This window comes from Rhizobium sp. RU33A, assembly GCF_900156055.1.
Lineage (GTDB): Bacteria > Pseudomonadota > Alphaproteobacteria > Rhizobiales > Rhizobiaceae > Allorhizobium.
Genome location: NZ_FTMQ01000002.1, coordinates 924,025 through 950,880 on the forward strand (window position 1 = coordinate 924,025; position 26,856 = coordinate 950,880).

A 26,856-nucleotide genomic window follows, 5' to 3' on the forward strand; every position below is an offset into this window, starting at 1 on the left:
CCATTGTCGTTGGAACGTATAGAGAACATTCCCATGAAGAAGTCGCTCAAAGAACGTCTCGCCATTCTCTCCGATGCCGCCAAATATGATGCGTCCTGCGCGTCCAGCGGGACGACCAAACGCGACTCGTCCGCCTCTGGCGGTCTCGGCTCGACAGAGGGGTCGGGCATCTGCCATGCCTATGCGCCTGACGGCCGCTGTATCTCGCTTCTGAAGATCCTGCTCACCAATTTTTGCATCTATGATTGCGCTTATTGCATCAATCGCTCCTCGAGCAATGTCGAACGGGCGCGGTTTACGCCGGACGAGGTCGTCTGGCTGACGATCGAATTCTACCGGCGCAACTATATTGAGGGACTGTTTCTCTCCTCCGGGATCATCAAATCCTCGGATGATACGATGGCTGAAATGGTGAAGATCGCCAGGGATCTGCGCACCAAGCACGATTTTCGCGGCTATATCCATCTGAAGACCATCCCAGAGGCATCCGCGCATCTTGTCGAAGAGGCTGGGCTTTATGCCGATCGCCTGTCGATCAATATCGAGCTGCCGACCGATCACGGGCTGGAGCGCTATGCGCCGGAGAAGCGTCCGGTCAACATCCGCCGTTCAATGGCAGATCTGAGGCTGAAGATCGACGAGGCGCGCGAGCCGACTCACACCGGGCGGCGCAAGAAGTTCGTGCCCGGTGGGCAGAGCACCCAGATGATCGTTGGTGCCGATGGCGCCAATGACGCGACGATCCTTGGCTCCAGCGCACGGCTCTACAGCAGTTATGGGTTGAAGCGTGTCTACTACTCCGCCTTCAGCCCGATCCCCGACAGCTCGAAAAACCTGCCGCTAATCAAGCCGCCCTTGATGCGCGAGCATCGGCTTTATCAGGCGGACTGGCTTTATCGTTTCTACGGTTTCTCAGTCGAGGAGATTTCGTCGATCGGGCAGGGCGGCATGCTCGACCTGGAGCTCGATCCGAAGCTTGCCTGGGCGCTGGCGAACCGTGATCGTTTTCCGGTTGATGTCAACAAGGCCGATCGGGAGACGCTGCTGCGTGTCCCCGGTTTCGGGACGAAGACGGTGAACGGCTTGCTCTCGGCCCGCCGTCATCGGCGCGTGCGGCTGGAAGATCTGGCGCGGCTGGGCGTTTCGCTCAAGAAGGTACGATCTTTCATCGTCGCGGAAGGCTGGTCTCCTCATCAAAGTCTCGACCGCACGGATCTGCGGGCGGTGTTCGCGCCGCCGGCCGAGCAGCTGTCGCTATTCTGATGCGAACCGTGACGCTCGAAGGGCGGGGGGCGTTTGACGAGTGGCGTGATGCTGCGCGGGCGCTGCTGGCAGATCGGGTGGCGCCGGATCAGGTTCGCTGGCAGCTGTCGGGCGAGGGGGCCGATCTCTTCGGCGCGATGCTGCCAGAGACCGAGCCTGTCGATGTGCCATCCGGGACCGCCGTGCCGAAGGGCTTCATCGAGGCGGCGGAGGCGGCGATTTGCCATACGGATCCGGATCGATTCTCACTTCTCTATCGCATTCTCTGGCGGCTGCAGGCGGAACGGGCGCTGCTGCAGGTGAGCTCTGATCCTGATGTCTCGGACCTCGTCCGCTTGATCAAGAATGTCCGACGCGACAGCCACAAGATGAAGGCTTTCGTGCGGTTTCGCGAGGTCGATGCTGTGCAGGCGGGGCGACGGCGCTTCGTCGCCTGGTTCGAGCCGGAGCATTTCATCGTTGCCCGCACCGCCGGTTTCTTTCAGCGGCGCTTCACCGATATGGACTGGCTGATTGCGACGCCCAAGGGGTCTGCGGCCTGGAACGGGCGGGACCTCAAGAGCTCGCAGGAACCAGCCGCCCGGCCGGAAGCGGAGGATGAGACCGACGAGCTCTGGCGGACCTATTTCGCCAATATCTTCAATCCGGCGCGGTTGAAGATCAAGGCAATGCAGTCGGAAATGCCGAAGAAGTATTGGAAGAACATGCCGGAAGCCTCGCTCATTCCAGACTTGATTGCGGGTGCAGAGCGGCGGGTCGCCGAGATGGCAGAGCGGCAGGCGAGCCAGCCGCCAGCCTTTCACGAGAGACTGCAGGCTCAGTGGCGGGGACGAGAAGGCGAGGAGGCATCGGTTGATCTGCCGCCGCTCGAACGGCTGCGCCACGAGGCAGCCGGTTGCACGCGTTGCCCGCTGCATTGCCATGCGACACAGACGGTGTTCGGCGAGGGGCCGAAGGATTCGGAGATCATGTTCGTCGGCGAGCAGCCGGGCGACACCGAGGATCTGGCGGGCAAGCCATTCATCGGCCCGGCTGGCCGGGTCTTCGATGAGGCCGTGGCGGCGGCAGGGATCGACCGAACTCAGGTCTACGTCACCAACGCGGTCAAGCATTTCAAATATGAGCGGCGCGGCAAGCGACGTATCCATATGCGGCCCGATGCCGGCGAGGTGGCCCATTGCCGCTGGTGGGTGGCAAAGGAGATCGAGATTATTCGGCCGCGCATCGTCGTGGCCCTGGGTGCGACCGCCTATCTGTCGCTGACAGGTGAGAGCCGGCCGATCGCCGAGGTGCGGGGCATGCCGATCCCGATGCAGGAGGGCCGGATGTTGCTTGTGACCACGCATCCAGCGGCTATCCTCAGGATGCCGGATCCGGACCTGAAGGCGCGAAGCCTGGAGGCCTTTCGGTCGGATCTTCAAGGTGTGCGGCGGCTTTTTGACACGCTGCCAGCCCTTTGACGAGGTGCTTCTGTGGCCGCCGACGCGGCTTTCGGATTTCCGTTCGCGCATAAACGCGGGCCGCAATAACGGCGAGCAGGAGTGGCATCACCTTCGCCAGCAAGCAGTATAGCGCGAATCCGCCGGCAAAGCTGTCGCGCGCCATGCCTATACAGGGGCGGCTTCTTTTCCCGTCTTGCGGCGGGCTCTCGGCGCTGATCGACCGGGCCCCCGCGACTGCCGGATTGGCCGCCGCTCGAAATCTCTCCCTTTAATCTTCCGTTCATGTTCGGCTCATGCAGCTTTCAGCTTCGCGACGCATCTTCATGCCAACGCACTGGGATGGTCCCAGCGTCGCCAATGAGGTTAAGAAATGTTCAGATTTGCCGTTTCGACATTTGCTGCTGTGATGATTGCCTTCTCCGCCCAGGCGGAGATGCCGGTCAAGGCAACGATCATCGACAGCACTATCACCCAGGCCCAGGTCGAGGCCGCTCAGGTTGCCTGGGGCGACGCGCTCGTCAAGATCGCCACGGATTACAAGGAGGGCGGCATCGACAAGGCCAAGGCAACGGCCAAGGCGGTGATTGACGGAGCCTATGGCTATAACCTCGGCCCGGTGCTGTTCAAGCCGACGCTGACCGTCGAGCCGCAGACCTTCCGCCCGACGGCCGAAGGGGCACTCGCCTATTTCGTCGGCCGTGACCCGAACTATCCGGCCGATAACGGCTTTGCGCTGAAGGGCTGGACCTCGGTCAAGATCGACAATTCGGCGATCTTCATCAGCGGCAAGACTGCGCAGACCATTGGCAAGGTCCATATCTCCGATGCCGAAGGGAAGGTCACCACAGTCGACAAGACCTGGGGCTATCAGCTTGACGATGCCGGCAATCTGCGGATCGTCCTGCATCACTCCTCGCTGCCCTATACCGGCAACTGAAGCATTCAGGCGAACAAACCTCAGCTTGTCTGGTCATGATGCGCGCCTCTGAGAACCCCTCAGGGGCGCGTCACCGTCAGGCGATACCCGAGACCCCGGATGGCCGTGATCTTCACATCGGGGTCCAGACTGGCAAGCTTACGCCGCAGCCGGCTGACATAGACATCGACGACATTGGTCAGCGGATCACGATCGGCCGCCCAGACCCGCGCCAGAATGCGTTCTCGGCTGACCGTTGCCCCGGCCTGTGCGGCCAGCAGTTCGATCATTGCCATTTCCAATGCACTGAGCAGGACCTCGCCAGTTGCGCTGCGCAGACCCGGCAGTTGCCGATCCAGGATAATCTGACCAATCTGCAAAAGCTTGGGCGCAGTGGTGGCCTTTGTCCGACGCATCAGCGCTTCAATTCGGGCCAGCAATTCATCGAAATCAAAGGGTTTGGCCAAATAGTCATCGGCCCCGCGTCGCAAGCCATCAGCGCGCTCCTGGCTTTCTCCCATGGCGCTCAACATCAAGACCGGGACCTGGTGGTTGCGCTGGCGCAGCATCTGGCAGAGGCTCAATCCATCGAGTTCCGGCAACATGACATCAAGAATGACAACACCTGCCAGGTTCTCCGTCGTGCAGGTACGGGCAAAAGCCTCGGCGGCGGCCAGGCCCTCGCGGCCGTTTCGGAACCAGGTGACGGTATAGCCCTCGGCCTGCAGGCCGCGCTGCAGAAAATCGGCAACCCGGACATCGTCCTCGATCAGGAGAATGTTCATTGAGGCTCCTCATCCGTCAAGGGCGGCGACAGCGGCAGGCTTAGGCGTGCAAGCGTGCCGGTACCCTGTGGCGGTCCCAAGATCATCAGGCTGCCGCCCTGGGCCTCGGCTAACTGCCAGGCGATGGCCAGACCAAGTCCGAGACCATCCGGTCTGTGCATGCGGGCCTTGCTTGAACGCCAGCCGCGATCAAAAACATGGGGCAGGTCTTCGGCGCTGATGCCGATGCCCTGGTCGATGATGTCGATCTCGATACGCTCAGCCGCGGCTTTTGCGACGTTTACCTGCACTTCGCCACCGGGATGCGAATAGCGGATGGCATTGTCGATGAGGCAAACCAGAACCTGGCGGAGCCGGTTGGGATCCGCCTCGACCACATCCTTTAGCAGAGGGTCCGGCCCTTTGAGCTGAACGGCCCGTTCGGCCGCAATGGCGCCGGCAGCCTCCAGGGCCGAATGGATCACCTCACCAAGTACCAGCTCTGAACACTCGATCACCGGCCGGGCCTTCGGATCGCGCACCAGCACCAGCAGATCCTCGATCAGGTGGCCCATCTGGCGCGAGACCGTGACGATCCGTTCCAAGGCGGCCCGATAGGCGCTGCTGTCAGGATTTTTCTGTCTAAGGGCCACTTGGGCTTCACCGCGGATCACGGTGACCGGGGTGCGCAGTTCATGGCCGATATCGGCAAGCAATTGGGCACGTGCTCCTTCCGATGCCGCAAGTTCATCCACGGTGCGGCTGAGTTCGGCAGTGCGGGTGGCTACCTGCTGTTCAAGCTCAATCCTGTCTTCGGTGGCGCGGTTGCGGGACTGCTCGACCTCACCCGCCATGCTGTTCAGCTGGTCGCCGAGATGACGGAATTCGAGATCGCGAAAGCGTTGAAAACGATAGGAGAAATTGCCTTTTTGATAGGCGCTCAAACCCTGTTCCAGCTGTTCCAGCGGTTGACGGAAGCGGCTGACCAGAAAGGTGGCGAGGACAAAGGTGGCAAACAGTCCAAATCCGCCGGCGAACAGAAAGAGCTGGCGTGCGGTCGCCAACCCGGCATCGGCCCGCGTCCGTTCCGCCTCCAGCGCCACTCCCTCGGTCGCCAAAGCTTTTTTAAGGGCCTCGGCGGGTGAGACCCCCTGAACCTGGCCGAACTGGGTATCGACCTCGGCCATGCGCGAGACCGTGGGCGAGGGGGATGACGGCAGGGAGGCTGTCTCCTGTTCGAGGCTGGCGGCGACCTCCTTCAAAAAGGCAAGAAGCTTCGTTCTTTCTTCATGCTCCACGAGGTTCTTGTGGCGAGCACGATCCATGTCACGCGCCAGGCCGGCCTTTTCCGCCACCCGTGCTATCAGGCCATCCATGCGCTCGAAGATGGCGTCGAGCTGGGCAGGTTCTCCGGGTTCATTCAGCAATCTGCGGAGGCTCCAGTTGCGAAGTGCCGCCTTTTCCAGATCGAAACTGAGGAGTGCTGAATAAATGTCGTGGGCAATGCGCCCGCGCTCGACGCGGTACTGGGATTCGTTCAGCACATACCAGCCGGCGAAAGCAAGGACGACGGTTGGGATGGCCAGGCCCAGAAAGGCCAGCCGCAGCTGGGTCACATAACGCAGGGATAGGTCAAGTCGTGTGCGTTTCATCGTTCGCCGCTGTCATGATTTGAGACGAGGTCTTTCTTCTCTAGCCGGGCCGCGCGCCGCCGGCATCCTTTTTTCTGCTGTTGAGAGCGGTTGCAGGTGGCTTTGAGTGCCGCACGGCAGTGGGAAATGTCGCCGCACGAAGCCACCCCTCAGCAAGACCTTGCGCCGACCGAAGCGGCCGCCCGGCGTGTCTGTTGTGTCGAGAAAGCCGGCGACCATGAAGACGGAGATGTCGTCGATCCGTAAGGCTAGGGGGCCGACGGATCGAGGTCGGGCAGGATCGCTGGCATGGCGAGAAACAGGACCGAGAGGTCCATCGAATAGATCAGGGAGGCAATCGACAGGATGAAGAGGCCGATCCGATGTTGACTGATTGCGAGCATGGCCTCTAGGCGCCAAGCTCCGCCACGAGCCGATCAAAGTTCTGTTCGTTCGCCGCAGCAATGAAGCGCTCGATCTCGCGGTTTTCCGGCGTGTCGTCGAACTGCATGTGCCAGGTCATGCGTGTTCCCTCGGCCTCCGTGGCGAAGGTCACCTCGAGCGTGAAGACATGCATCGGTTCATGGTGGAGGGCAAGTATGCGTGACGGCGCCTCAATCGCCTGAAAGGTCCAGCGATTGGCAAAGCCGGTGCCGTCGGAATTTGTCATGGTGACGCGCCAGTCACCGCCGGGCGAAAAGTCGAAATGGGTGATTTCGTTGGTGAAGCCGTGCGGTCCCCACCAGCGGGCAAGGGTCACCGGGTCGGCGAAGGCGGCGAACAGGGTTTCGGCCGGAATGTCGATGATGCGTTCGGTGACAATGTGCAGCTTTTCCATCAAAAACCTCCAGACGATCACAGCTTGCCAAGATGGGAGGCTTCGCGTTTAACACGTGGCAGACCCGGCCGGATAGTCTCGCGACACGGCAGGGTTTGGGAGGGGTAATTCAGTTGCATTCGACATTCGTACTGACCGCCGTCGCCATGCTGGCCTTCGCTGCCAATTCGCTCCTGGCGCGAGAAGCGCTCGGCACCGTGTCGATCGAGGCTGCGGGCTATACCGCCGTCCGTATCGTTTCCGGGGCGCTGGTCCTTTACGGCCTGATGCGGCGCGGGCCGCTTCAGTCTGCATCGGTTGACAGACGCCTGCCGGGTGATTGGTGGGCGGCTGCGGCTCTTTTCGTTTATGCCATCGCCTTCTCCGCGGCCTATCTTTCGCTTGGGGCTGCGACCGGGGCGCTGATCCTCTTTTCGTCCGTCCAGGCGAGCATGCTGGCCTTCGGTCTTTTCAAGGGCGATCGGCCGAGCCTGCGGGAGGTGATCGGCTTTGCGATCGCTTTCGGCGCCTTCGTCTATCTCATCCTGCCCGGCGTGGGACGACCGGATCTCGTCGGCAGCCTGCTGATGATCGCCTCGGGCATGGCTTGGGCTGTCTATACGCTGCGCGGTCGAGGCTCGCGCGATCCGATTGGCGAGACTGCCGGCAATTTCGTCCGGGCCTCCGCCTTTTGCCTGCCGCTGGCAGGATTCGCCCTGGTTTACGAGACGGCGACGCTCGCAGGCGTTCTCCTCGCCCTCGGGTCTGGCATCGTTGCGTCAGGGCTTGGCTATTCCGTCTGGTACAGAGCGTTGCGGGGGCTCACCACGTTTCAGGCGGCCCTCATTCAGCTGTCCGTCCCGGTCATTGCGGCGCTCGGTGCGATCCTCTTCCTCAATGAGCGGCTGACCCTGCATTTTGTCGTGGCGGCCGCTTTCGTCATTGGCGGCATCGCCTTTGCTATTTTCGCCAAGCAGAAGCGGCAGGCCTGAAAGCGCCGAGGTTCGGCTTGGTCAGTTGAAGAATTCGAGCAATCCCGAAATGACCGTTGCGCCGCCGATGGGCGCGATGAACAGCAGGATGATGTTCAGCCCGACGATCCAGGCCAGGGCCTTCTGCTGGCGCGGCGTCAGAGGCTCCGGCCCCCGGCTCGGTGGTGGCTCTGGCGGCGGCGTGTAGTTCTTGAGATCGAGAAACATGACGGTTGACCTGTCTCGTCTGCCGGTCGGGGAGGATCGATCCCCTTAACATAGGCAGCGGAGACAGAGTTCAATGTGTGACACGAGGGACCAGTCACTGTTCAGAGTGTGATGTCTATCCGGCGCCCTTGGCGAAGCTACGTCTATTTTGCGTGAAAACAAAATCGCCGCATCTGGAGATGCGACGATTTTGTCGTTTCAATGCAGTATCAAGCTAAGCGCAGGACGGCTGAAGCGTGTTCGCCTCAGAAGTAGCTCTGCAGCGGGCGAACCTCAAGCTGGCCGCTCTTCAGTGCCCGGATGGCTTCGGCGGCGGCGAGGGCACCGGCCATCGTCGTATAATAGGGTACCTTTTGCATCAGGGCGGCGCGGCGGAGCGACTTTGAGTCCGAGATCGCCTTGTTGCCGTCGGTCGTGTTGATGACCAGCTGGACCTGACGGTTGCGGATCGCGTCCTCGATATGCGGACGTCCCTCAAGCACCTTGTTGATCTTGATCGCCTCGATGCCGTTTTCAGCGAGGAAGCGCTGGGTTCCACCCGTTGCCATGACCTTGAAGCCGATTTCCGCCAAGATGAGAATTGCCGGCAGGACGCGGACCTTGTCCTCGTCGCGGACCGAGACGAAGACCGTTCCGTCACGCGGCAGCTCGACGGATGCACCGAGCTGGCTCTTGGCGAAGGCGAGCGCAAAGTCTGTGTCGAGGCCGATGACTTCGCCGGTCGAGCGCATTTCCGGGCCCAGCAGTGTATCGACACCGGGGAAGCGGGCAAATGGAAAGACGGCTTCCTTGACGGCGATGTGCTTGAGATTGCGCGGATCCGGCTTTGCGCCATAGGCGGCAATCGCATCGTCGAGCTTTTCGCCGGTCATGATGCGGGCGGCGATCTTGGCGATCGGCGCGCCGATGGTCTTCGCCACGAAGGGCACCGTGCGCGAGGCGCGCGGGTTGACTTCGAGCACGTAGATGACGTCGTCCTTGATGGCGTATTGGACATTCATCAGGCCACCGACATTGAGCGCCTTGGCCATGGCGGCCGTCTGGCGTTCGAGCTCGTCGAGGGTTTCCTTGGAGAGCGAACGCGAGGGGAGCGAGCAGGCGCTGTCGCCCGAATGGATGCCGGCTTCCTCGATATGCTCCATGATGCCGGAGACGAAAACGCTCTCGCCATCGCAGAGTGCGTCGACGTCGACTTCGATTGCGTTGGTGAGGTAGCTGTCGAAGAGGAGCGGGTTCTTGCCGAGCAGGGTGTTGATCTGCCCGGTCTTGTCGTTCGGGTAGCGCTGCTTGATGTCCTCAGGCACCAGGCCCGGAACCGTATCCAGCAGGTAGCTCTGCAGCATGCTTTCATTGTGGATGATCTGCATGGCGCGGCCGCCCAGAACATAGGAGGGGCGCACGACCAGCGGGAAGCCGATCTCGCCGGCGACGAGGCGGGCCTGCTCGACGGAGTAGGCGATCCCGTTGTTCGGCTGCGTGAGATCCAGCTTCATCAGGAGCTTCTGGAAGCGGTCGCGGTCTTCGGCAAGGTCGATCATGTCGGGTGCTGTGCCGAGGATCGGTATGCCGTTCTTTTCCAGCGCTTCGGCGAGCTTTAGCGGGGTCTGGCCACCGAACTGGACAATGACGCCGACGACTTCGCCCTTTTCCTGCTCGGCGCGCAGGATCTCGATCACGTCTTCAGCCGTCAGCGGCTCGAAATAGAGGCGGTCGGACGTGTCGTAGTCGGTGGACACCGTTTCCGGGTTGCAGTTGATCATGATCGCTTCGAAGCCGGCGTCCTTGAGCGCGAAGGCGGCATGGCAGCAGCAATAGTCGAACTCGATGCCCTGGCCGATGCGGTTCGGGCCACCGCCGAGGATGACGACCTTCTTGCGGTCGGAGACCTGGGCTTCCGAGCGCAGTTCGCCGACGAAAGGCGTCTCGTAGGTCGAGTACATGTAGGCGGTCGGCGAGGCAAATTCGGCAGCGCAGGTGTCGATGCGCTTGAAGACCGGGCGGACGTTCAGGCCGTTGCGGAGCTCTGCCACTTCCTTCGGGCGCTTGCCGGAGAGCGAGGCGAGGCGGGCGTCGGAGAAGCCCATGGCCTTCAGCGTGCGCAGGTTTTCGGCATCCTGCGGCAGGCCGTGCTCGCGCACGCGGGCTTCCATGTCGGTGATCGCCTTGAACTGGGCGATGAACCACGGGTCGATCTTGCAGCCTTCGTGGACCTCTTCCGGCGACATGCCGAGGCGCAGCGCCTGGGCGACCATGCGCAGGCGGTCTGGCGTCGGCGTGCCGATGGCGGCACGGATGGCGTTCTTGTCGTCGCCCTGATCAAGGCCCGGGATTTCGATTTCGTCGAGGCCAGTGAGACCCGTTTCGAGACCGCGCAGTGCCTTCTGCAGCGATTCGGCGAAGGTGCGGCCGATGGCCATGACTTCACCGACCGACTTCATCGCGGTGGTCAGCGTCGGTTCGGCACCGGGGAATTTTTCGAAAGCAAAGCGCGGGATCTTGGTGACGACGTAGTCGATCGACGGTTCGAAAGAGGCCGGCGTTGCACCACCGGTGATGTCGTTTTCGAGTTCGTCGAGCGTGTAGCCGATGGCGAGCTTGGCAGCGATCTTGGCGATCGGGAAGCCGGTTGCCTTGGACGCCAGAGCCGACGAGCGTGAGACGCGCGGGTTCATTTCGATGACGACGAGGCGGCCATCTGCCGGGTTGACGGCGAACTGCACGTTCGAACCGCCGGTTTCAACGCCGATCTCGCGGAGAACCGCGATCGAGGCGTTGCGCATGATCTGGTATTCCTTGTCCGTCAGCGTCAGCGCCGGGGCGACCGTGATGCTATCGCCGGTGTGCACGCCCATCGGATCGATGTTCTCGATCGAGCAGACGATGATGCAGTTGTCCGCCTTGTCGCGGACGACTTCCATTTCATACTCCTTCCAGCCGAGGACCGATTCTTCGATCAGGACTTCGGTGGTGGGAGAGGCGTCGAGGCCGGAATTGATGATTTCGTAGAATTCCGAACGGTTGTAAGCGATGCCGCCGCCGGTGCCGCCCATGGTGAAGGAGGGGCGGATGATGGCGGGCAGGCCGACATGGTCGAGCGCCTGGGCGGCAATCGCCATGGCATGGCCCATATAGCGCTGCTTGCGGTCGGTCTCACCAAGGTTCCACTGGTTTTCCAGTTCGTCGAGCGCCTTGTCGAGTTCAGCGCCCGACAGCTTTGCCTTCAGCTCGTTGCGGGCTGCTTCATGCGTCTTGCGGTCGGCGTCCTTGATCTCGGTTGCGTTGGCGAGCATCGACTTCGGGGTTTCAAGCCCGATGCGGGTCATTGCTTCGCGGAACAGGGCGCGGTCTTCGGCCATGTCGATGGCGGCGGGCTTGGCGCCGATCATCTCGACATTGTAGCGGTCGAGAACGCCCATGCGCTTCAAGGAGAGCGCGGTGTTGAGCGCCGTCTGGCCGCCCATGGTGGGGAGCAGCGCGTCCGGGCGCTCCTTGGCGATGATCTTGGCGACCACTTCAGGCGTGATCGGCTCGACATATGTTGCGTCGGCAAGGCCGGGGTCGGTCATGATCGTGGCTGGATTGGAATTGACCAGGATGACCCGGTAGCCTTCTTCCTTCAGCGCCTTCACGGCCTGGGTGCCGGAATAGTCGAATTCACATGCCTGGCCGATGACAATCGGCCCCGCGCCGATGATGAGGATGGACTTGATGTCTTGGCGCTTGGGCATGGCTCTATCCGTTCTTTGACCTGCGCGAAAAACCGGCCTGGGTGAGGGAGGTCACCGGCCGGGCGCAGAGAGATGGTCTTTTCAGGCTAGAAGCGGCTTATAGGGAAATGTTGGTCGGGAAGGAACCCCATATTTGCAGCCTCCGACAGGAAAGTTGGGGAGGGACTTTGGCGCTCTCCTGGGGTGGCCGTCATACGCGCTTCGTGCAGGACGATTACCGCAAGCGGATCAGACCCAAAGGACCTGCTCATGACCATCCTGGAACTCCCCGACCATCTTCGTTTCTCCTCCCGCAGCCTCAATCCCGGGCCAATCCCGCATCATGGGATCCGCTACGATACCTCCGGCAGGTTTTTGACTGAGCGCGGCAATACCGTGGTCTGCCATCTGGTCGAGGGGTCGGAGTCTGCTGCTGCGATTCTCGAGGCTCGGACGCGTTACCCGTCGATGCCGGGTGCTGACAAACTCGCCTTCACTGCGCAGTCCAGCCTGCATATGACGCTCTTCCAGGGGGTCATCGAGACGCGACGGGCGCTGCCCTACTGGCCGGGTGATGTGCCGGTCGAAACGCCGATCGACGACATGACGGGCATCTTCATGGATCGGCTGGCGCATTTCCGTTCAGGGCAAGCCTTCTCCGTCGAGGTGAAACACGCGACGCCGCTCGGGCTGGTCGTTGATGGGGTGACCGATGGCGACCGCGCCGCCCTCAAGGACTGGCGCGACCGGCTCGCGGACCTCCTCGGCTACCGGCATCCGGACCACGAGACCTATGCCTTCCACATCACCTTTGCCTACATGATCGAGCGTTTCGAGGATGAGACGCTGTCGGCCTGGATTCCGTTTCTGGAGGAGGTTGCCGCAGACATTCGCCGTCGCGCTCCCGTCATCGAACTCAGGGCGCCGGCCTTCTGTGCCTTCGATGACATGAACCATTTCGAAGAGCTACTGGTCTTCGAGCCGGCTTGAGGCATGCCAGAACGAAAAATGGCGGGCCTAGGCCCGCCACTTCAAACATGTGTCTTTCAGGCGATCTCAGAATTCTTCCCATTCCGCGCCGCTTGGGGCGGGCTTGGCGCCCATAGCGGAGGCGATTTTGCTGGCAAGGGCGCGAGCCGGGGAGGCGACCGGGCGCGCCGTTTCGGCGACCGTTGCAGGACGAGACGGGGTCACCGGACGGGCCGCCGTTTGTGTAGGCGCGGTAAAGCTGCGAGCGGCAGGCGCCGATGACGCCTGCTGTCGCGGACCGGAGCCGAGGTTGAACTGGGCGAGACGGGCCGAGAGCGACTGCACTTCGGTGACCAGCGTGTGAGAGGCCGCATTGGTCTCTTCGACCATGGCAGCGTTCTTCTGGGTGCCCTGGTCCATGATGTTGACTGCGGCATTGATCTCGTGAAGGCCGGTCGACTGTTCGCGTGCGGCATCAACGATTGCATGGACGTTGGTGTTGATCTGCTGCACTTCGGCGACGATGGCGGAGAGGGCCTCTCCCGTCTCATCGACGAGCGAAACGCCATGCTTGACCTGTTCGCCGGAGGCGGTGATCAGGGCCTTGATTTCCTTAGCTGCATTGGCCGAGCGCTGCGCGAGCTCGCGAACCTCCTGGGCGACGACGGCAAAGCCCTTGCCGGCTTCGCCTGCGCGGGCTGCCTCGACGCCAGCATTGAGGGCCAGCAGGTTGGTCTGGAAGGCGATCTCGTCGATCACGCCGATGATGTTGGAGATCGACTGCGATGACTGTTCGATGGCGCTCATCGCATCGATCGCAGAGCGCACCACCTCACCGGATCGTTCGGCGCTTTCCTTGGTGCGGCTGACCTGCTGGCCGGCCTCTTCGGCGCGCTGGGTCGATTCCTTGACGGAGCGGGTGATCTGCGAAAGAGCTGCGGATGTCTCCTCGACCGAGGCCGCCTGCTGTTCGGTGCGGCGCGCCAGATCGTCGGCGGCAGAGCGGATTTCGTTCGAGCCGTTCTCGATGGTGGTCGCGTTGTCGCGGAACGAGATCATTGCGGTGCGCAGCTTCTCGATCGAATCGTTGAAATTGCCGCGGATTTCGTCGAGGGCCGGCGAGAAAGGCTTTTCCAGACGGACGGTCATGTCGCCATCCGAAAGGCGGGCGAGGCCGGAGCGCAGTTCGTCGACCACGAGGCGGATTTCTTCCTCGCGAGCCTTATGGCCCTTGGAGCGTTCGACGCGTTCGATCTCTTCCTGCTCGTAGCGGGCCTCTGCTTCCTTCTCGAGCGCGACTTTCTTGCGGTTGCTGTCGAGAAGGACAGCGAGCGAGCGGGAGAGGTCACCCAACTCGTCCAAACGCTCCTTGTCGGTTAGTTCGACGTCGAGGCGACCGGCGGCAATGTCGGTGGTTTGGCCGATGACGCGGTTGATGCGACCGATAAAGCGGCGCGCGAGCAGCCAGCCAACGACAATGAGGATGATGGTGGCGCCGGCGATGATGAGGGCGGAGGTCCAGACGGTCTCCGTCAGGACACCGAGTACCGTCGCGCTCGGGACGGCGACCACGACATTCCAGACGGCGCCGGGGACGGGCTCGATCGGGACGGCAATGGCCATGCGCTCGACGCCATCCTTGTCGACCATGGTGCCGACCGAACCGGGAGATTTCAGCAGGCCTTCCCAGGCGGCGGTATCGAGACCACTGTCCTTTAGCGCCTTGCCCATAGCCGCCTTGTCCGGATGGCTGACGAAGGCGTTGGCGGAGGAGAGGAGGGCGATATAACCGTCGCCCAGGGGGCGCTTGGCCGCGAGATCGGCGGCCGTCTTGTCGAGGTCGATGTCTGCGCCGACGTAGCCGAGTGCCTTGCCGTTCTCCATCACCGGGATCGAGATTGTCGTCATCAGGACGTCCTTGCCGTCCACCGGATAGACATAGGGCTCGAGCAGGACCGTCTTCCCGGTCTTGACCGGCAACTGGTAGTAGTCGCCGGCGCCCGGCTTGTCATAGTCGACCAGCACGTCGGTCTTGATCTCACCACCGGCGCGATAGATGTAGGGCACAAAGCGGCCGGTTTGATCGTGGACGGGTTTGCCGACGAATTCTGCATCCTCTCCATCGAAGGCATTGGGTTCCCAGCCTGTGGAGAGGCCGATGGCTCCCGGAAAGCCTTCAAGCGTCTTCGTCAGAACCGCCATGACGAGCTCGCGGTCGGCTATTCCTTGTTCTCTGAGGGCCGAGACCGAGTAGTCGAGGCCTGCGACCATTTCATGGGCCACGCTCAGCGTGCGATTGACCTCGGCAGCGGCTTCAGAGGCTGCCGTCTGCATCTTGTCGATACCGGCGCCGCGGATCGCTCCATAGCTGATGCCAACCACTGTCGCTGCCACCCCAATGGTCGTCACGACGCCGAGTGCCACCGTCGAGAAGATGTTCCGGCTGGTTGCGGATTTGAATAACATGGGCCGTTCCCTCATGAGCCTATGACTGCGTTGCGGCAGACAGCGTCCGCCGCGCCGGTGTCCACCGGCCGTTTGAGCAGACTTTAGCCCGCCATGGTTAAGTAGGTGTTTATATTCGGGTGAGCCACTAAGTCCGATGGTGCTTGATCGACGTGTGGATTGACCGGAAGGTGAGGGTGTTCGAACGAGTCGGCCGTGGGGGAAGTAATGGTGTTCAGGGATTATGCTGACTTCGACGGATTGGCTTTGGCCGACCTGATCAAGCGCAAAGAGGTTTCCGCCGGCGAGGTGCTGGAGGCGGCGATCACGCGGATCGATGCCGTCAATCCCAAGCTCAATGCGGTTGTCCGACCGCTCTTCGATAATGCGCGGCAGCGCGTCGCGAAGGTACTGCCGGACGGTCCGTTTTCCGGTGTTCCGTTTCTGGTCAAGGACCTATTGGCGCAGATTGACGGTGTGCCAACTGGCAATGGCAACCGGCTCTGGGCAACGCGGGTCGCAGAGGGCAATAGCGAATTGGTGAGCCGATGGGAGAGGGCCGGCCTCGTGATTGCCGGGCGCACCAACACGCCCGAATTCGGGCTGACGCCCTATACCGAACCGGGCGCGAATGGCCCGACACGCAATCCATGGGATCTCACGCGCACCCCTGGCGGCTCATCCGGCGGTTCGGGTGCGGCCGTCGCGTCCGGCATGGTACCGATCGCCTCGGGTGGTGACGGGGGCGGGTCCATCCGTATCCCGGCGTCTGCGTGTGGGGTTTTCGGCATGAAGCCGACGCGCGGGCGAACACCGGCCGGTCCCTTCATCGGCGAGGCCTGGTCCGGTTTTGCCATCGAGCATGTGCTGACGCGCTCGGTGCGCGACAGCGCTGCCGTCCTTGACGTTACGCATGGAGCGGATCGCGGTTCGCCCCATCCGCTGCCGACGTATGAAGGCACATTCCTAAAGGCCTGCCAGCGCGCGCCTGGAAAGCTGAAGATCGCGGTGTCGCGCCAGCCGATGCTCGGCAAAGCGGTGGCGCCGGAGGTGAAGGCTGCCTTCGATGATACGGTAAAGCTTCTGGCCGATCTCGGACATGAGGTGAGCGAGGCGGCGCCTCCTGTGGAGCGCGAGGCCTTTTCCATGGCCTTCCTGACGGCTCTTGCCGGTGAGCTTCGCGCCGATATTGAATTCACAGCGAAGACCTTTGGGGTAAAGATCCGTCCCGGGGACTATGACGCCTCCTCCTTCGGCATGGGGCTTCTCGGCGAAGGTTTTACCGCCTCAGACCTCATTACTGCCCATCGCTATCTCACGCTGTCGGCACGCTCCATCCTCGGTTTCTTCGAGGATGTCGACGTGCTGATGACGCCGGTGCTGTCGACCTTGCCGGTCAAGATCGGCGCCTTACAGCCGAGCGCCATCGAGAAGAAGCTCTTGACGGTGCTCGGCTATGTCGGCGGCGGCAGGCTATTGAAGAAGCTCGGGATTGCCGAGCAACTGGCGGCCCAGACCTTCGAGTTCATTCCCTGGACACCTGTCTTCAACGTCACCGGTCAGCCGGCCATGTCGGTTCCGACAGGCTGGTCGCCCGAGGGCTTGCCGATTGGCATGCAGTTCGTCGGTCGTTTCGCCGAGGAGGACACACTCTTTTCGCTTGCAGGCCAGCTTGAGCAGGCGCGGCCCTGGAAGGACAGACGCCCGCCACTCTGACGGCCCCCGCTTACAGGCCTGGCACGACGAGCACCTTGACCTCGCCCGGCTGCGGCGGGTTGCTGACAACGTCGGGCGCATCATCGAGCGAGACCTTGCGCGAGATCAGCTTCTCGACCTTGATTTTGCCAGAGGCGATCAGGTCGGCTGCGCGGTGGTGGGTGAAGGGGTTCAAGAAGGAGGTGACCAGCTTCACCTCGCGGAAGAGCAGGTCGAAGGGCTCGATCGCCACCTTTTCACCCTGCGCCATCACACCGAGGATGACGGCGGTACCACCCGCACGCAAAAGCTTCGTCGCCTGAATGACCGTTTCGCCGACGCCTGCGCATTCGAGGACGACGTCGACCCCGCCGGGAACTAGACCGGTCTCGCCGGAGATCTGCATGACGACATCGCCTAGCGCAGGGTCGACGCTGGCGGTTGCGCCGACCTCTTCGGCGAGCTTGCGGCGGGCGGCCTGGCGGGTCACGAGGATGACCGTGGCTGCGCCTGCCAAGCGGGCGAGCTGTACCGTGAGGAGGCCGATGACGCCACCGCCGAGCACGACGACCGAAGAGCCGGCCTTGATCTCGGCAAGATCGATGCCGTGCAGGCAGCAGGCAAGCGGTTCACAAAAGGCGCCGTGCATCGGGTCGAGGTCTGGCGGCAGGAGAAAGGCCTGTTTGTGGGGAACGACCACATAGTCAGCGAAACCGCCGTCGCGATGAATGCCGATCGCTCTCAAGTTCCGGCAGAGATTGACCCGGCCGTTGACGCAGTGGCTGCAGCGGCCGCAGGCGATGTTAGGGTCCCCCGTGATGCGATCACCGAGTTTGAAGCCGGTGACAGCGCTGCCGATCTCTTCGACGATGCCGCTGAATTCGTGGCCGAGGGTGACCGGTGGCGTGCAGGGGAATTCACCGTGGTAGAGATGCCGGTCGGTGCCGCAGACGCCGCAGGCTTCGACGCGCACCAAGAGATCATCCGGTCCGGCCTTTGGCTTTTCCACCTCCCGTGTGAAAAGCTGGCCCGTCGCCTCCAGTCGCATCGCCTTCATTCGTCGCTCCTCCCAAAGCACTGTCTGTCCTTGCAGATTTGCATGCAGGAGGAGGACTGCCAAGCCGTCAGCGCGTGCGATAGGTCTTCCCGTCACCGACAAAGTTGTGCTGTCAGCCTCGACGGCAGTCGGGGCGACCGCTAGACAGTTCAAGCAACGACAATCGAAGGGCCGTCTCTGATGATCACTGTGCACTATCTCGACAACTCGCGCGCCCACCGCATTCTCTGGCTGCTTGAGGAGCTCGGGCTCGACTATCAGGTCAAGGTCTATCATCGGACGAAGGAATACCTGGCGCCGAAGGAACTGAAGGCGGTGCATCCGCTCGGCAAGTCGCCGGTCATAGAGGACGGGGGGCGCGTGGTGGCGGAAAGTGGTGCGATCATGGAATATCTGATCGAGACCTATGGCGGGGAGGGGTTGCGCCCCGCCGCCGGCACCGAAGAGCGGCTTCGCTATCGCTACTGGATGCATTACGCCGAAGGATCGGCCATGCCGCTTCTGGTGATGAAGCTGATCTTTGCGCGCATTCCGGGGCAGGTGCCCTTCTTCATCCGGCCTGTGGCCAAAATGATCAGCCTTGGCGTCTCGCGCAAGCTGCTTGACCCGCAGCTCTCCGACCATCTCGACCTCTGGATCAACGAAGTCGCTAGGGACGGCTGGTTCGCGGGGAGGGAATTTTCGGCCGCCGATATCGCGATGAGCTTTCCTGTCGAAGCCGGTCTGACCCGGATCGCCGGTGGCAAGGATGTGAGCGTGCTGAAAGGCTGGATCGAGCGGATTCGCGCGCGACCGGCCTATCAACGCGCGCTGTCCCGGGGTGGGGACTACGGCTACGCCAAGAGCTGACAGACATTCGGTCGGCTCGTCGCTTGCCTTTCGTCAGAAGAATGTTGTCGGCTCTCTGGTGTCGTGGAACAGTTCGGCTATCTTCTCATTGTCAGGGGCAGATGCGTGGATGGAGAACATCATGGAATGGCGAGGCCGGCGACAGTCGAACAATGTCGAGGACCGGCGTGGGCAATCCTCCGGTGGCCTTGGCCGCAATCCCTTCGGGCGCTCCGGCATTCAGATCCCCATGGGCGGGCGGCGCGGCGGTGGCTTAAGCATCGGCACCATCATTTTCCTTGTTGTCATCTACTTCGTGTTGAAGGCCATGGGCATCGACATGCTGCAGGTTCTGGGCGAGGGCAATGTCGGGGGCGCCGGATCGGGCTACGAGCAATCGATCGGACAGCGTCCTTCCGGCCAATCCAGTGATGACACCACGGCTTTCGTGCGCACGGTTCTGGCCGAGACCGAGACCACCTGGAATGCAATATTTTCGGCCTCCGGCGAAAACTATCGGGAGCCGACCCTTGTACTCTTTGCCGGCTCGACCTCATCACCCTGCGGCCAGGCCTCCTCGGCCACGGGGCCGTTCTATTGCCCGGCTGATAGCAAGGTCTATCTCGACACGGAGTTCTTCGACCAGCTTGAGCAGCAGTTCGATGCGGCCGGCGACTTCGCGCAGGCTTATGTGATCGCGCATGAGGTCGGGCATCATGTGCAGAACCTCACCGGTGTTCTCCCGGAGTTCAACCGCCAGCGCCGCTCGATGGGGCAGCGCGAGGCAAACCAGATGTCGGTGCGGGTCGAGCTGCAGGCCGATTGCTATGCCGGGATCTGGGCCAAATCCGCCGACAAGGAGGGCATCCTTTCGGACGGCGATCTGGAGGAGGCGTTGAATGCCGCACAGCAGATCGGCGACGATACACTGCAGAAGCGCAGCCAGGGCTATGTCGTGCCCGATGCCTTCAATCACGGCACGTCGGCGCAGCGGATGAAGTGGTTCAAGCGTGGCTATGACAGCGGTAATGTCGGTGCCTGCGACACCTTCTCCGGCGCGATCTGACGCGCCGGTTCTTTCAGCGGATCAGCAGTGCGGTCAGCCACAGGCCGAGACCGAAGGCGGTATGGGCCAAGAGGTTGAGGGCGCGGACCTTGTTCGGGTTCGGCGTCTTCGAGGCGGCGCAGCCGAGCCCAAGGCCCGGCTGCAGCAGGAACCAGCCGGCCGCAACGGTGGCAATCGCCCAGATCCACGCCGGCAGCAGGGTTGGTTCGGCAAGCCAGCTTGAGCCGAGCGCGAGGGCGAGGATGATTCCGTAGGCAATGCCGACGGCATAATGGGTTATCCAGCCAAGTGCCTGTTCGTGGCGGTAGGGCGCAGCATCTGCGATCGTGTGATGAAACACCGTGCCGGATTTCAGGTGATAGAACCAACGCCCGACGGGTGCCCAGTTCGGTTTGGGCTGGCGGAAGGCGAAGGTCAGAATTAAGGCCCAGAGGTCCATGGCAAGCGTTGCGCCGAACCCAATGATGGAGCCGCGCCAGATCAGTTCCCACATGCTTCATCCGCCCTTGTGATTGGGAAATAGAGAATTGAACCTATGGGCGGTTTCCGGCCGAGAGAAAGGCCGTTTTGCGCGGCAACAGGCAACATCCCCCGTTTTTCGAGAGGATTTCGGTTCAAATCTGATGTTTAAGCCCTGATTTTCATCAATCTTGCTGATGCATCGCGCAATAATTTTGCAGGTTGTCGATTTCGTCTTGCTGGATTGCAGGTTGCCGCTTATCCCGATGTGACATGCCGCTCACCAGTACGCTCTGGAAGCGGCTTTTTTCGTTGGAATAAAGCCATGCACACTGATGTCGTCACGATCGAAACCTCAAGCCATGCGCCTGTCGGCGCCGGCTCCTGGATGTCGCATATCCGGGCGACACTGTCGCTCGGTATTCCCCTGATCGGCGCGCAGCTGGCGCAACTCGGCATCCACACGACGGATGTGGTCATCGTCGGTCAGCTGGGCGCGGTGCCGCTCGCAGCCATGGTGCTGGCCGGGCAGTTCTTCTTCACGATCTTCATCTTTGGATCCGGTTTCTCCATGGCTGTCATGCCCATGGTTGCCCAGGCCTATGGACGCGGTGACGTCGTCTCTGTGCGTCGCTCCATCCGCATGGGCATGTGGGTGTCGATCCTCTACGTGATCCTAACGATGCCGCTGTTCTTCAATGCGGAGGCGATCCTGCTCGCTTTGGGCCAAAAGCCCGAGGTGGCGGCACTTGCGGCAAATTATGTCTTCATCATCCAGCTCGGCCTGCTTCCGGCACTTCTCTTTGCCGTCTTGCGTGCGCTGGTCAGCGCGACAGGCCGGGCCCGGATCGTGCTGTGGGTGACGCTCGGCATCCTCGTCCTCAATGCGATCCTCGCCTACGCGCTGGTGCTCGGGCACTTCGGCCTGCCGGCGCTCGGTATGACCGGGGCGGCGATCGTTGCGGTCATCGTGCAGTGGGTGAGCTTCGTCGCCATGGTGATCTACATCCAGACCCGGGACGAGACGCGGCGCTACGAGCTCTTCGTGCGCTTCTGGCGACCGGACTGGCAGGCGTTTCGCGAAGTGCTGCATCTCGGGATGCCCATCAGCGTCACCGTGCTCGCGGAAGTCAGCCTGTTCAGCGCTGCCTCGCTTTTGATGGGGCGGATCGGCACGATCGAACTGGCGGCCCACGGCATTGCGCTGCAGCTCGCCTCGATCGCCTTCATGCTGCCGCTTGGGTTAGCGCAGGCTGCCACTGTGCGGGTCGGGCTCGCGCATGGGCGCGGTAATTATCCGGAGCTGGTGCGGGCATCGATCACGGTGCTTGGCATCGCCGGTCTCATGTCCCTGTCCGGCGCAATTCTGTTCCTTCTCGTACCGAACCAACTGTCTGCAGCGTTCATCAACGAGAATGCCCCGGCCGCCGCCGAGGTGCTGGCCTATGCAGGGCCGTTGGTCATGGTGGCCGGGCTCTTCCAGCTGGTCGACGGGTTGCAGGCAATTGCGGCTGGGCTCTTGCGCGGGCTGAAAGATGCGCGCGTGCCAATGATCCTGGCGCTCGTTTCCTACTGGCCGATCGGCTTCTTCCTCGCCTGGCTCATGGCCTTCCCGCTTGGGATTGGTGGCATCGGCATCTGGTACGGCTTCTGCCTTGGGCTCGCGAGCGCTGCCGTCATGCTGAGCCTTCGTTTCTACCTGAAGGTCCGGCATGAAATGCAAACGGCCCGGGCATGAACCCGGGCCGCTAATTTCCAATCTGATTAAAGCGTCTCAGCGCTCGGCGAGTGCCGGTTCGCCCTTCGTTTCGCGCACCATGTTGATGAAGCGGCGGAAGAGGTAGTGGCTGTCCTGCGGGCCGGGTGAGGCTTCCGGGTGGTGCTGCACGGAGAAGACCGGCTTGCCCTTGAGGCGCAGGCCGCAATTGGTGCCGTCAAACAGCGAAACGTGAGTCTCTTCAACGCTTTCCGGCAGCGACTTCGAGTCGACCGCAAAGCCATGGTTCATCGAGACGATCTCGACCTTGCCTGTGGTGAAGTCTTTCACCGGATGGTTTGCGCCATGGTGGCCCTGGTGCATCTTCTCGGTCTGGCCGCCAAGCGCCAGGCCCAGCATCTGGTGGCCGAGGCAGATGCCGAAGACCGGCTTGTCGGTCTTGATGAGGTTCTGGATGACAGGCACGGCATATTCGCCGGTTGCTGCCGGATCTCCCGGACCATTCGACAGGAAGACGCCATCCGGGTTGAGCGCCATGATGTCTTCCGCCGAGGTGGTTGCGGGCACGACCGTGACCTTGCAGTCGAGGCCAGCGAAGAGACGCAGGATATTGCGCTTCACGCCGAAGTCGACGCAGACGATGTGGTACTTGGCGTCGTCCGCACCGAGCGTCGTGTGGCCTTCGGTCCAGGACCAGGCCTTCTCGTTCCAGACGGAGGATTGGCCCGAGGTCGCAACCTTGGCGAGATCGAGGCCTTCGAGACCGCTCCAGGCCTTGGCTTCGGCCTTCAGCGCCTGAATGTCGAAGACGCCGTTCGGATCATGAGCGATGACGGCGTTCGGGGCGCCATTCTCACGGATCCACGCAGTGAGGGCGCGGGTGTCGATGCCCGACAGGCCGATAATGCCACGGGCCTTCAGCCAGGCGTCGAGATGGCTTGCGGCACGATAATTTGAAGGCTCCGTGATGTCGGCCTTGAAGATCGTGCCGACCGCGCCGTGGCGTGCTGCCGGCGTCAGGTCTTCGATGTCTTCGTCATTGGTGCCGACATTGCCGATATGCGGGAAAGTAAAGGTGACGATCTGGCCGAGATAGGAGGGATCGGTGAGGATTTCCTCGTATCCGGTGAGTGCGGTGTTGAAGCAGACCTCGGCCTGGACCTTGCCGGTCGCGCCGATTCCGTGGCCTTCGATGACGGTGCCGTCGGCGAGAACGAGGAGGGCGGTCGGCTTGCGGGTCGTCCAGGGGGCTGTCGCGGTCATGGTTGTTCCTTGTTCGCCCGCGTACCGGCCCCTTGTCGGAGCGGTTTCGCAGGACCATTTATGTTGCAGATCGAGGGCGCGCGAAGTCGCGCGTTTTCGGCCCTGATGACAATTTGCGTGCAGGTGCCGAGCAATAGACGCATCGCAGGGAGAGGTCAATTCCGGAGTTGTTTCCGGGGCGGATTTCTCCCAAGCCGTTTCAAGGGTTTGCTCAATTCGTTTGCGCCGCAGCAAATGTCTGGCTATGAGAACCACTCAACAAACACGGAAAAGCCACAATCGCTAAGAGCGAAGGGGCCGCTCCCCGGAGAAGAAAATGATACGCGACACGCTCGCCAACTCGCTGAAAGAAGCCTTGAAGGCCAAGGATGTCCGTCGGACATCGACCGTGCGTCTGATCCAGACCGCGATCAAGGACCGAGACATTGCGCATCGCGGTGCCGGCAAGGATCCGGTCAGCGACGATGAGATCATGCAGATCCTGATGAAGATGATCAAGCAGCGGGACGAATCCGCCAAGATCTATGCCGACAACGACCGCCCGGAACTGGCTGCCCAGGAGCGCGAGGAAATCGTCATCATCAAGTCCTTCATGCCCGAGCAGCTCTCGGAAGAGAAGGTGCGTGAACTCTGCGCTGCCGTGATCAACGAAACCGGGGCGCAAGGCTTGCGCGACATGGGCAAGTGCATCAGTGCGCTGAAGGAACGTTATGCCGGCCAGATGGACTTCGGCAAGGCCTCGGGCGTGGTCAAGGATCTCCTGAAGTAACTGCCTTGCCTCATTCACGGACGTTCGACGCCGCCTCCGGGCGGCGTCTTGCGTTTCAGGGTTTCGAGCGCTTCTGCTCGTCGACGAAATGGCGCAGGACCGCGTTGATGCGGGTCTGGTAGCCCTTTCCGGTCGCCTGGAAGAAATCGATGATGTCAGGATCGAGGCGGATCGAGATCGGCTTCTTCTTGTCGGGGATCACCATCCTTGCCTTGGACCAGTCGATGTCCATGTGATCCTTCCAGTCGGGATCGTCGCGCATGGCGCGCTCGATATCCTCGTCCGTCATGGCATCGACGCGGGCCCAGTCGGTCTGGCTTTTTTCACCCCGCGCCCGTTTTTCCAGAATCTCAGAGATGGTAGTGCGCGTGATATTCTCTTCGCTCATTTCTTCTCGCAACGCGGGCGGATATGATCCGACAGACGTTTCCTCTCTTGGTGTAGACGGCGGTAATCAATCCGCCGCTTTCCGGGCAAGTCGCAATAATCCGCAATTCACCGTTGGTCAGGGTCTGTGTTTCAAGGCGAGGCTCGGCCAGTGCCAAGACAACGTCATCGAAGTCGATTCCATGCTTGTGGCGATTGCTGATCCGTTTAACCTCGTCCCACTCGAAGGCCCATTCTTCCTGCGGAATGTCGTCCAGGCTTCGCATGGCAGCGGCTCTCGTATCCGTCGGCTGCAAGTGTATATACAAACGTCATGATGTTCAACCTCTGTGAATAACGGGCACTCCGCGCGAAAGCCTTGGCGCTCTGGCCAGTGGGCGCCTATATGGAAGATCAGCTTCCCAGGGATACAGATGCGTTTTTCCAGCGACTTCCTCGACGAGATCCGTGACCGCGTGCCGATTTCGGCAGTGGTCGGTCGCCGCGTGACCTGGGATCGCAAGAAGACCAACGTGTCCCGGCAGGACTACTGGGCTTGCTGCCCCTTCCATGGCGAAAAGAGCCCGAGCTTTCACTGCGAGGATCGCAAGGGCCGCTATCATTGCTTCGGCTGCGGCGTGTCCGGCGACCACTTCCGCTTCCTGACCGATCTTGAAGGACTGAGCTTCGTCGAGGCGGTGCAGCAGGTGGCCGATATGGCCGGGATTGCGATGCCGCAGCCCGATCCGCAAGCGGAGCGGCGCGAGCGGGAACGTACGACGCTGCAGGACGTCATGGAGATGGCGACGCAGTTCTTCCAGGATCAGCTGCAGACGGCGAGTGGCGCGCGAGCGAGGGCTTACTTACGAGAGCGTGGTCTCTCGGGGCGGACCATCGAGACGTTCAGGCTCGGCTACGCGCCGGAAAGCCGCAATGCGCTGAAGGAGTATCTGGCCGCCAAGGGGGTGCCGAAGGAGCAGATCGAAGCCTGCGGGCTCGTCGTGCATGGCCCTGATATCCCGGTCTCCTATGATCGCTTCCGCGATCGTATCATGTTCCCGATCCTGTCGTCGCGTGACAAGGTCATCGCCTTTGGCGGGCGGGCCATGGCGGCGGATGCGATGGCGAAGTATCTCAATTCCAATGAGACCGAGCTCTTTCACAAGGGCAATGTTCTCTACAATTTCTCCCGCGCTCGGCGGGCGATGCAGGGGGCGGATGGCGCCGATACCCTGATTGCTGTCGAAGGCTACATGGACGTGATCGCCCTCTATCAGGCCGGGATCGAAAATGCTGTCGCGCCGCTCGGCACGGCGCTGACCGAAAACCAGTTGCAGTTGATGTGGAAGACGACCCCGGTGCCGGTGCTTTGCTTCGATGGTGACGGCGCGGGGCAGCGGGCAGCATTCCGGGCGGTGGATCTGGCTCTGCCACATATCAAGCCCGGGCAGTCGCTCCGCTTTGCCATGCTTCCCGACGGCAAGGATCCGGATGATCTCGTCAAGCGCGACGGGCGCCAGCCGTTCGACCGTGTGCTGTCGGAGGCGCGGCCGCTCGCCGAAATGGTCTGGATGCGCGAAACGCAGGCCGGCGGCTTCGATACGCCGGAAAAGCGCGCCGAACTCGAAGCGAAGCTCAAGCAGATCGTCAACGTCATCGCCGACGAAAACGTCCGGCGCCACTATCAGCAGGATGTGCGTGACCGCCTCTATGGCTTCTTCCAGGGCAGTCAGCCGGGCCGGGGAGAGCGTGGCAATTTCCAGGGCGGCAGCCGCGGGCAGGGGCAGGGGCAGGGTGCCCGCAACGGTGGACGTCCTCCGGGTCCCGTCGCTTCCAGCAGGGGTACGATTTCGGACCGGCTGGCGCGATCAGGCCTCGTGCGCGGTGCGCTGGATCAGCCGACGCTCAGGGAAAGCGTGCTGGCGCTGACCATCGTCAATCATCCCCAGCTTCTCGAGGGCGAGTATGATGAGGTCGCCGCGATCGATTACGAGCATGCGGGATTGCAGAAACTGTGGTCGTCGCTGCTGACGGCTGTTGCGGAAGCCGGTCCGTTGCTCAGCCGCGAAATCCTGATCCAGAAGCTCGAGGCCCACGGTCACGGCACGCTGCTGCGTAGTCTCGATCAGCAGATCCGCAATGCGAGGCTCTGGATCGCCACGGAAATTGCTGCGTCCGAGGATGCCCGTGAGGGCTATCGCCAGGCGCTTGCGCTTTACAAGCGGGCAAGGGCCTTGAAGCGTCAGCGCATGGAGTTGGAGCGGGAGATTGCGGAGGCGACGGAAACTGACGATGGCGCGCGCATCGAGCAGGTGATCAGCGCCTTGCATGAGGTGCAACTCGAAGTGACGCGCATGGAAAACCAGGAGGCAATCATCGATGGCTTCGGCGTGATGTCTGGACGCGTCAAGGGACCGGCGACCGGACACGGCTGATGTAATCGTTTGCATAAACCTGTTGCACTGCGGCGGCAAATGGGGGAT

General features: G+C 62.0%; 22 protein-coding genes and 1 pseudogene. 11 read left to right on the forward strand and 12 right to left on the reverse strand.

All coding sequences use genetic code 11. The annotated features are described in order from the left end of the window. The first annotated feature begins 33 nt into the window (after positions 1 to 33). From BW978_RS10375 to BW978_RS10385, 3 genes are all read left to right on the forward strand, one after another. A complete protein-coding gene (locus BW978_RS10375) occupies positions 34 to 1,263 on the forward strand; it encodes a putative DNA modification/repair radical SAM protein (protein WP_076394696.1) in 1,230 nt (409 codons plus the stop codon). Next, complete coding sequence (locus BW978_RS10380; protein WP_076394698.1) at positions 1,263 to 2,723, forward strand: UdgX family uracil-DNA binding protein; 1,461 nt, start codon at positions 1,263 to 1,265, stop codon at positions 2,721 to 2,723. Before BW978_RS10375 ends, BW978_RS10380 begins: the two co-directional genes overlap by 1 nt. Positions 2,724 to 3,075: 352 nt before the next feature. Beyond that, the gene (locus BW978_RS10385) at positions 3,076 to 3,642 is read left to right on the forward strand and encodes a phosphoribosyl-AMP cyclohydrolase (protein WP_076394700.1); all 567 of its coding nucleotides are present in this window, start codon (positions 3,076 to 3,078) and stop codon (positions 3,640 to 3,642) included. A gap of 59 nt (positions 3,643 to 3,701) precedes the next feature. Here the strand turns inward: BW978_RS10385 and BW978_RS10390 are convergent, their stop codons facing one another. The 4 genes and pseudogenes from BW978_RS10390 to BW978_RS10405 form a co-directional block, all read right to left on the reverse strand. Further along, a complete protein-coding gene (locus BW978_RS10390; RefSeq protein WP_076394702.1) occupies positions 3,702 to 4,406 on the reverse strand; it encodes a response regulator transcription factor in 705 nt (234 codons plus the stop codon). Continuing rightward, a complete protein-coding gene (locus tag BW978_RS10395) occupies positions 4,403 to 5,740 on the reverse strand; it encodes a sensor histidine kinase (protein WP_175616867.1) in 1,338 nt (445 codons plus the stop codon). The genes BW978_RS10390 and BW978_RS10395 overlap by 4 nt, the downstream gene beginning before the upstream one ends. Positions 5,741 to 6,175: 435 nt before the next feature. Further along, a pseudogene (locus BW978_RS10400) lies at positions 6,176 to 6,420 on the reverse strand (MFS transporter); the annotation flags it as partial. A 5-nt stretch (positions 6,421 to 6,425) separates the two neighbouring features. Further along, positions 6,426 to 6,854, reverse strand: coding sequence for an SRPBCC domain-containing protein (locus tag BW978_RS10405; RefSeq protein ID WP_076394706.1), 429 nt, complete (start codon positions 6,852 to 6,854; stop codon positions 6,426 to 6,428). Between the two features lie 113 nt (positions 6,855 to 6,967). Here BW978_RS10405 and BW978_RS10410 point away from each other — a divergent pair, with 113 nt between their 5' ends. Next, positions 6,968 to 7,825 (forward strand): DMT family transporter, encoded by an 858-nt coding sequence (locus BW978_RS10410; protein WP_083697552.1) that lies wholly within the window; start codon positions 6,968 to 6,970, stop codon positions 7,823 to 7,825. A gap of 21 nt (positions 7,826 to 7,846) precedes the next feature. Here BW978_RS10410 and BW978_RS10415 read toward each other — a convergent pair whose 3' ends face one another. Next, entirely contained in the window at positions 7,847 to 8,032 is a 186-nt protein-coding gene (locus BW978_RS10415) for a hypothetical protein (protein WP_076394708.1), read from the reverse strand. Positions 8,033 to 8,277: 245 nt separating this feature from the next. Next, the gene (gene carB, locus BW978_RS10420) at positions 8,278 to 11,760 is read right to left on the reverse strand and encodes a carbamoyl-phosphate synthase large subunit (RefSeq protein ID WP_076394710.1); all 3,483 of its coding nucleotides are present in this window, start codon (positions 11,758 to 11,760) and stop codon (positions 8,278 to 8,280) included. Between the two features lie 249 nt (positions 11,761 to 12,009). Between carB and BW978_RS10425 the strand changes: the two genes are divergently transcribed. Continuing rightward, positions 12,010 to 12,729 carry a DUF1868 domain-containing protein gene (locus BW978_RS10425; protein ID WP_076394712.1) on the forward strand — a complete coding sequence of 240 codons (720 nt, stop codon included), beginning with the start codon at positions 12,010 to 12,012 and terminating at the stop codon, positions 12,727 to 12,729. Between the two features lie 66 nt (positions 12,730 to 12,795). On the opposite strand, the gene BW978_RS10430 is transcribed toward BW978_RS10425, so the two are convergent. Next, positions 12,796 to 15,174 (reverse strand): methyl-accepting chemotaxis protein, encoded by a 2,379-nt coding sequence (locus BW978_RS10430; RefSeq protein WP_076394714.1) that lies wholly within the window; start codon positions 15,172 to 15,174, stop codon positions 12,796 to 12,798. A 207-nt stretch (positions 15,175 to 15,381) separates the two neighbouring features. Between BW978_RS10430 and BW978_RS10435 the strand changes: the two genes are divergently transcribed. Then, positions 15,382 to 16,869, forward strand: a complete 1,488-nt coding sequence (locus tag BW978_RS10435; RefSeq protein WP_076394716.1) for an amidase — start codon at positions 15,382 to 15,384, stop codon at positions 16,867 to 16,869. Positions 16,870 to 16,879: 10 nt separating this feature from the next. On the opposite strand, the gene BW978_RS10440 is transcribed toward BW978_RS10435, so the two are convergent. Continuing rightward, positions 16,880 to 17,905: a zinc-dependent alcohol dehydrogenase family protein gene (locus BW978_RS10440; protein ID WP_076394717.1), complete on the reverse strand. Its 1,026-nt coding sequence runs from the start codon at positions 17,903 to 17,905 to the stop codon at positions 16,880 to 16,882. A gap of 180 nt (positions 17,906 to 18,085) precedes the next feature. Here BW978_RS10440 and BW978_RS10445 point away from each other — a divergent pair, with 180 nt between their 5' ends. Together BW978_RS10445 and BW978_RS10450 are read left to right on the forward strand one after the other, a co-directional pair. Continuing rightward, positions 18,086 to 18,754 carry a glutathione S-transferase family protein gene (locus BW978_RS10445; RefSeq protein WP_076394719.1) on the forward strand — a complete coding sequence of 223 codons (669 nt, stop codon included), beginning with the start codon at positions 18,086 to 18,088 and terminating at the stop codon, positions 18,752 to 18,754. 121 nt (positions 18,755 to 18,875) lie between these two features. After that, positions 18,876 to 19,799: a KPN_02809 family neutral zinc metallopeptidase gene (locus BW978_RS10450; RefSeq protein WP_076394982.1), complete on the forward strand. Its 924-nt coding sequence runs from the start codon at positions 18,876 to 18,878 to the stop codon at positions 19,797 to 19,799. A gap of 13 nt (positions 19,800 to 19,812) precedes the next feature. On the opposite strand, the gene BW978_RS10455 is transcribed toward BW978_RS10450, so the two are convergent. Next, positions 19,813 to 20,292: a DUF2938 domain-containing protein gene (locus BW978_RS10455; protein ID WP_076394721.1), complete on the reverse strand. Its 480-nt coding sequence runs from the start codon at positions 20,290 to 20,292 to the stop codon at positions 19,813 to 19,815. Between the two features lie 354 nt (positions 20,293 to 20,646). On the opposite strand from BW978_RS10455, the gene BW978_RS10460 reads away from it, so the two are divergent. Then, the gene (locus BW978_RS10460) at positions 20,647 to 21,996 is read left to right on the forward strand and encodes an MATE family efflux transporter (RefSeq protein WP_244551938.1); all 1,350 of its coding nucleotides are present in this window, start codon (positions 20,647 to 20,649) and stop codon (positions 21,994 to 21,996) included. A 36-nt stretch (positions 21,997 to 22,032) separates the two neighbouring features. Here BW978_RS10460 and carA read toward each other — a convergent pair whose 3' ends face one another. Beyond that, positions 22,033 to 23,238, reverse strand: coding sequence for a glutamine-hydrolyzing carbamoyl-phosphate synthase small subunit (gene carA, locus BW978_RS10465; RefSeq protein ID WP_076394725.1), 1,206 nt, complete (start codon positions 23,236 to 23,238; stop codon positions 22,033 to 22,035). A gap of 316 nt (positions 23,239 to 23,554) precedes the next feature. On the opposite strand from carA, the gene BW978_RS10470 reads away from it, so the two are divergent. Continuing rightward, complete coding sequence (locus BW978_RS10470; RefSeq protein ID WP_076394727.1) at positions 23,555 to 24,007, forward strand: GatB/YqeY domain-containing protein; 453 nt, start codon at positions 23,555 to 23,557, stop codon at positions 24,005 to 24,007. 55 nt (positions 24,008 to 24,062) lie between these two features. On the opposite strand, the gene BW978_RS10475 is transcribed toward BW978_RS10470, so the two are convergent. Together BW978_RS10475 and BW978_RS10480 are read right to left on the reverse strand one after the other, a co-directional pair. Next, positions 24,063 to 24,395, reverse strand: a complete 333-nt coding sequence (locus BW978_RS10475) for a BrnA antitoxin family protein (RefSeq protein ID WP_054151566.1) — start codon at positions 24,393 to 24,395, stop codon at positions 24,063 to 24,065. Continuing rightward, positions 24,358 to 24,660, reverse strand: a complete 303-nt coding sequence (locus BW978_RS10480) for a BrnT family toxin (RefSeq protein ID WP_076394729.1) — start codon at positions 24,658 to 24,660, stop codon at positions 24,358 to 24,360. Before BW978_RS10480 ends, BW978_RS10475 begins: the two co-directional genes overlap by 38 nt. Before the next feature lie 147 nt (positions 24,661 to 24,807). On the opposite strand from BW978_RS10480, the gene dnaG reads away from it, so the two are divergent. Continuing rightward, complete coding sequence (gene dnaG / locus BW978_RS10485; protein WP_076394731.1) at positions 24,808 to 26,808, forward strand: DNA primase; 2,001 nt, start codon at positions 24,808 to 24,810, stop codon at positions 26,806 to 26,808. Positions 26,809 to 26,856 lie beyond the last annotated feature (48 nt).

Coding starts and splice junctions, on each gene's coding strand:
- BW978_RS10375 (WP_076394696.1), top strand. CDS start 34: ATGAAGAAGTCGCTCAAAGAACGTCTCGCCATTCTCTCCGATGCCGCC.
- BW978_RS10380 (WP_076394698.1), top strand. CDS start 1,263: ATGCGAACCGTGACGCTCGAAGGGCGGGGGGCGTTTGACGAGTGGCGT.
- BW978_RS10385 (WP_076394700.1), top strand. CDS start 3,076: ATGTTCAGATTTGCCGTTTCGACATTTGCTGCTGTGATGATTGCCTTC.
- BW978_RS10390 (WP_076394702.1), bottom strand. CDS start 4,406: ATGAACATTCTCCTGATCGAGGACGATGTCCGGGTTGCCGATTTTCTG.
- BW978_RS10405 (WP_076394706.1), bottom strand. CDS start 6,854: ATGGAAAAGCTGCACATTGTCACCGAACGCATCATCGACATTCCGGCC.
- BW978_RS10415 (WP_076394708.1), bottom strand. CDS start 8,032: ATGTTTCTCGATCTCAAGAACTACACGCCGCCGCCAGAGCCACCACCG.
- carB (WP_076394710.1), bottom strand. CDS start 11,760: ATGCCCAAGCGCCAAGACATCAAGTCCATCCTCATCATCGGCGCGGGG.
- BW978_RS10425 (WP_076394712.1), top strand. CDS start 12,010: ATGACCATCCTGGAACTCCCCGACCATCTTCGTTTCTCCTCCCGCAGC.
- BW978_RS10430 (WP_076394714.1), bottom strand. CDS start 15,174: ATGTTATTCAAATCCGCAACCAGCCGGAACATCTTCTCGACGGTGGCA.
- BW978_RS10435 (WP_076394716.1), top strand. CDS start 15,382: ATGGTGTTCAGGGATTATGCTGACTTCGACGGATTGGCTTTGGCCGAC.
- BW978_RS10440 (WP_076394717.1), bottom strand. CDS start 17,905: ATGAAGGCGATGCGACTGGAGGCGACGGGCCAGCTTTTCACACGGGAG.
- BW978_RS10445 (WP_076394719.1), top strand. CDS start 18,086: ATGATCACTGTGCACTATCTCGACAACTCGCGCGCCCACCGCATTCTC.
- BW978_RS10450 (WP_076394982.1), top strand. CDS start 18,876: ATGGAATGGCGAGGCCGGCGACAGTCGAACAATGTCGAGGACCGGCGT.
- BW978_RS10455 (WP_076394721.1), bottom strand. CDS start 20,292: ATGTGGGAACTGATCTGGCGCGGCTCCATCATTGGGTTCGGCGCAACG.
- BW978_RS10460 (WP_244551938.1), top strand. CDS start 20,647: ATGTCGCATATCCGGGCGACACTGTCGCTCGGTATTCCCCTGATCGGC.
- carA (WP_076394725.1), bottom strand. CDS start 23,238: ATGACCGCGACAGCCCCCTGGACGACCCGCAAGCCGACCGCCCTCCTC.
- BW978_RS10470 (WP_076394727.1), top strand. CDS start 23,555: ATGATACGCGACACGCTCGCCAACTCGCTGAAAGAAGCCTTGAAGGCC.
- BW978_RS10475 (WP_054151566.1), bottom strand. CDS start 24,395: ATGAGCGAAGAGAATATCACGCGCACTACCATCTCTGAGATTCTGGAA.
- BW978_RS10480 (WP_076394729.1), bottom strand. CDS start 24,660: ATGCGAAGCCTGGACGACATTCCGCAGGAAGAATGGGCCTTCGAGTGG.
- dnaG (WP_076394731.1), top strand. CDS start 24,808: ATGCGTTTTTCCAGCGACTTCCTCGACGAGATCCGTGACCGCGTGCCG.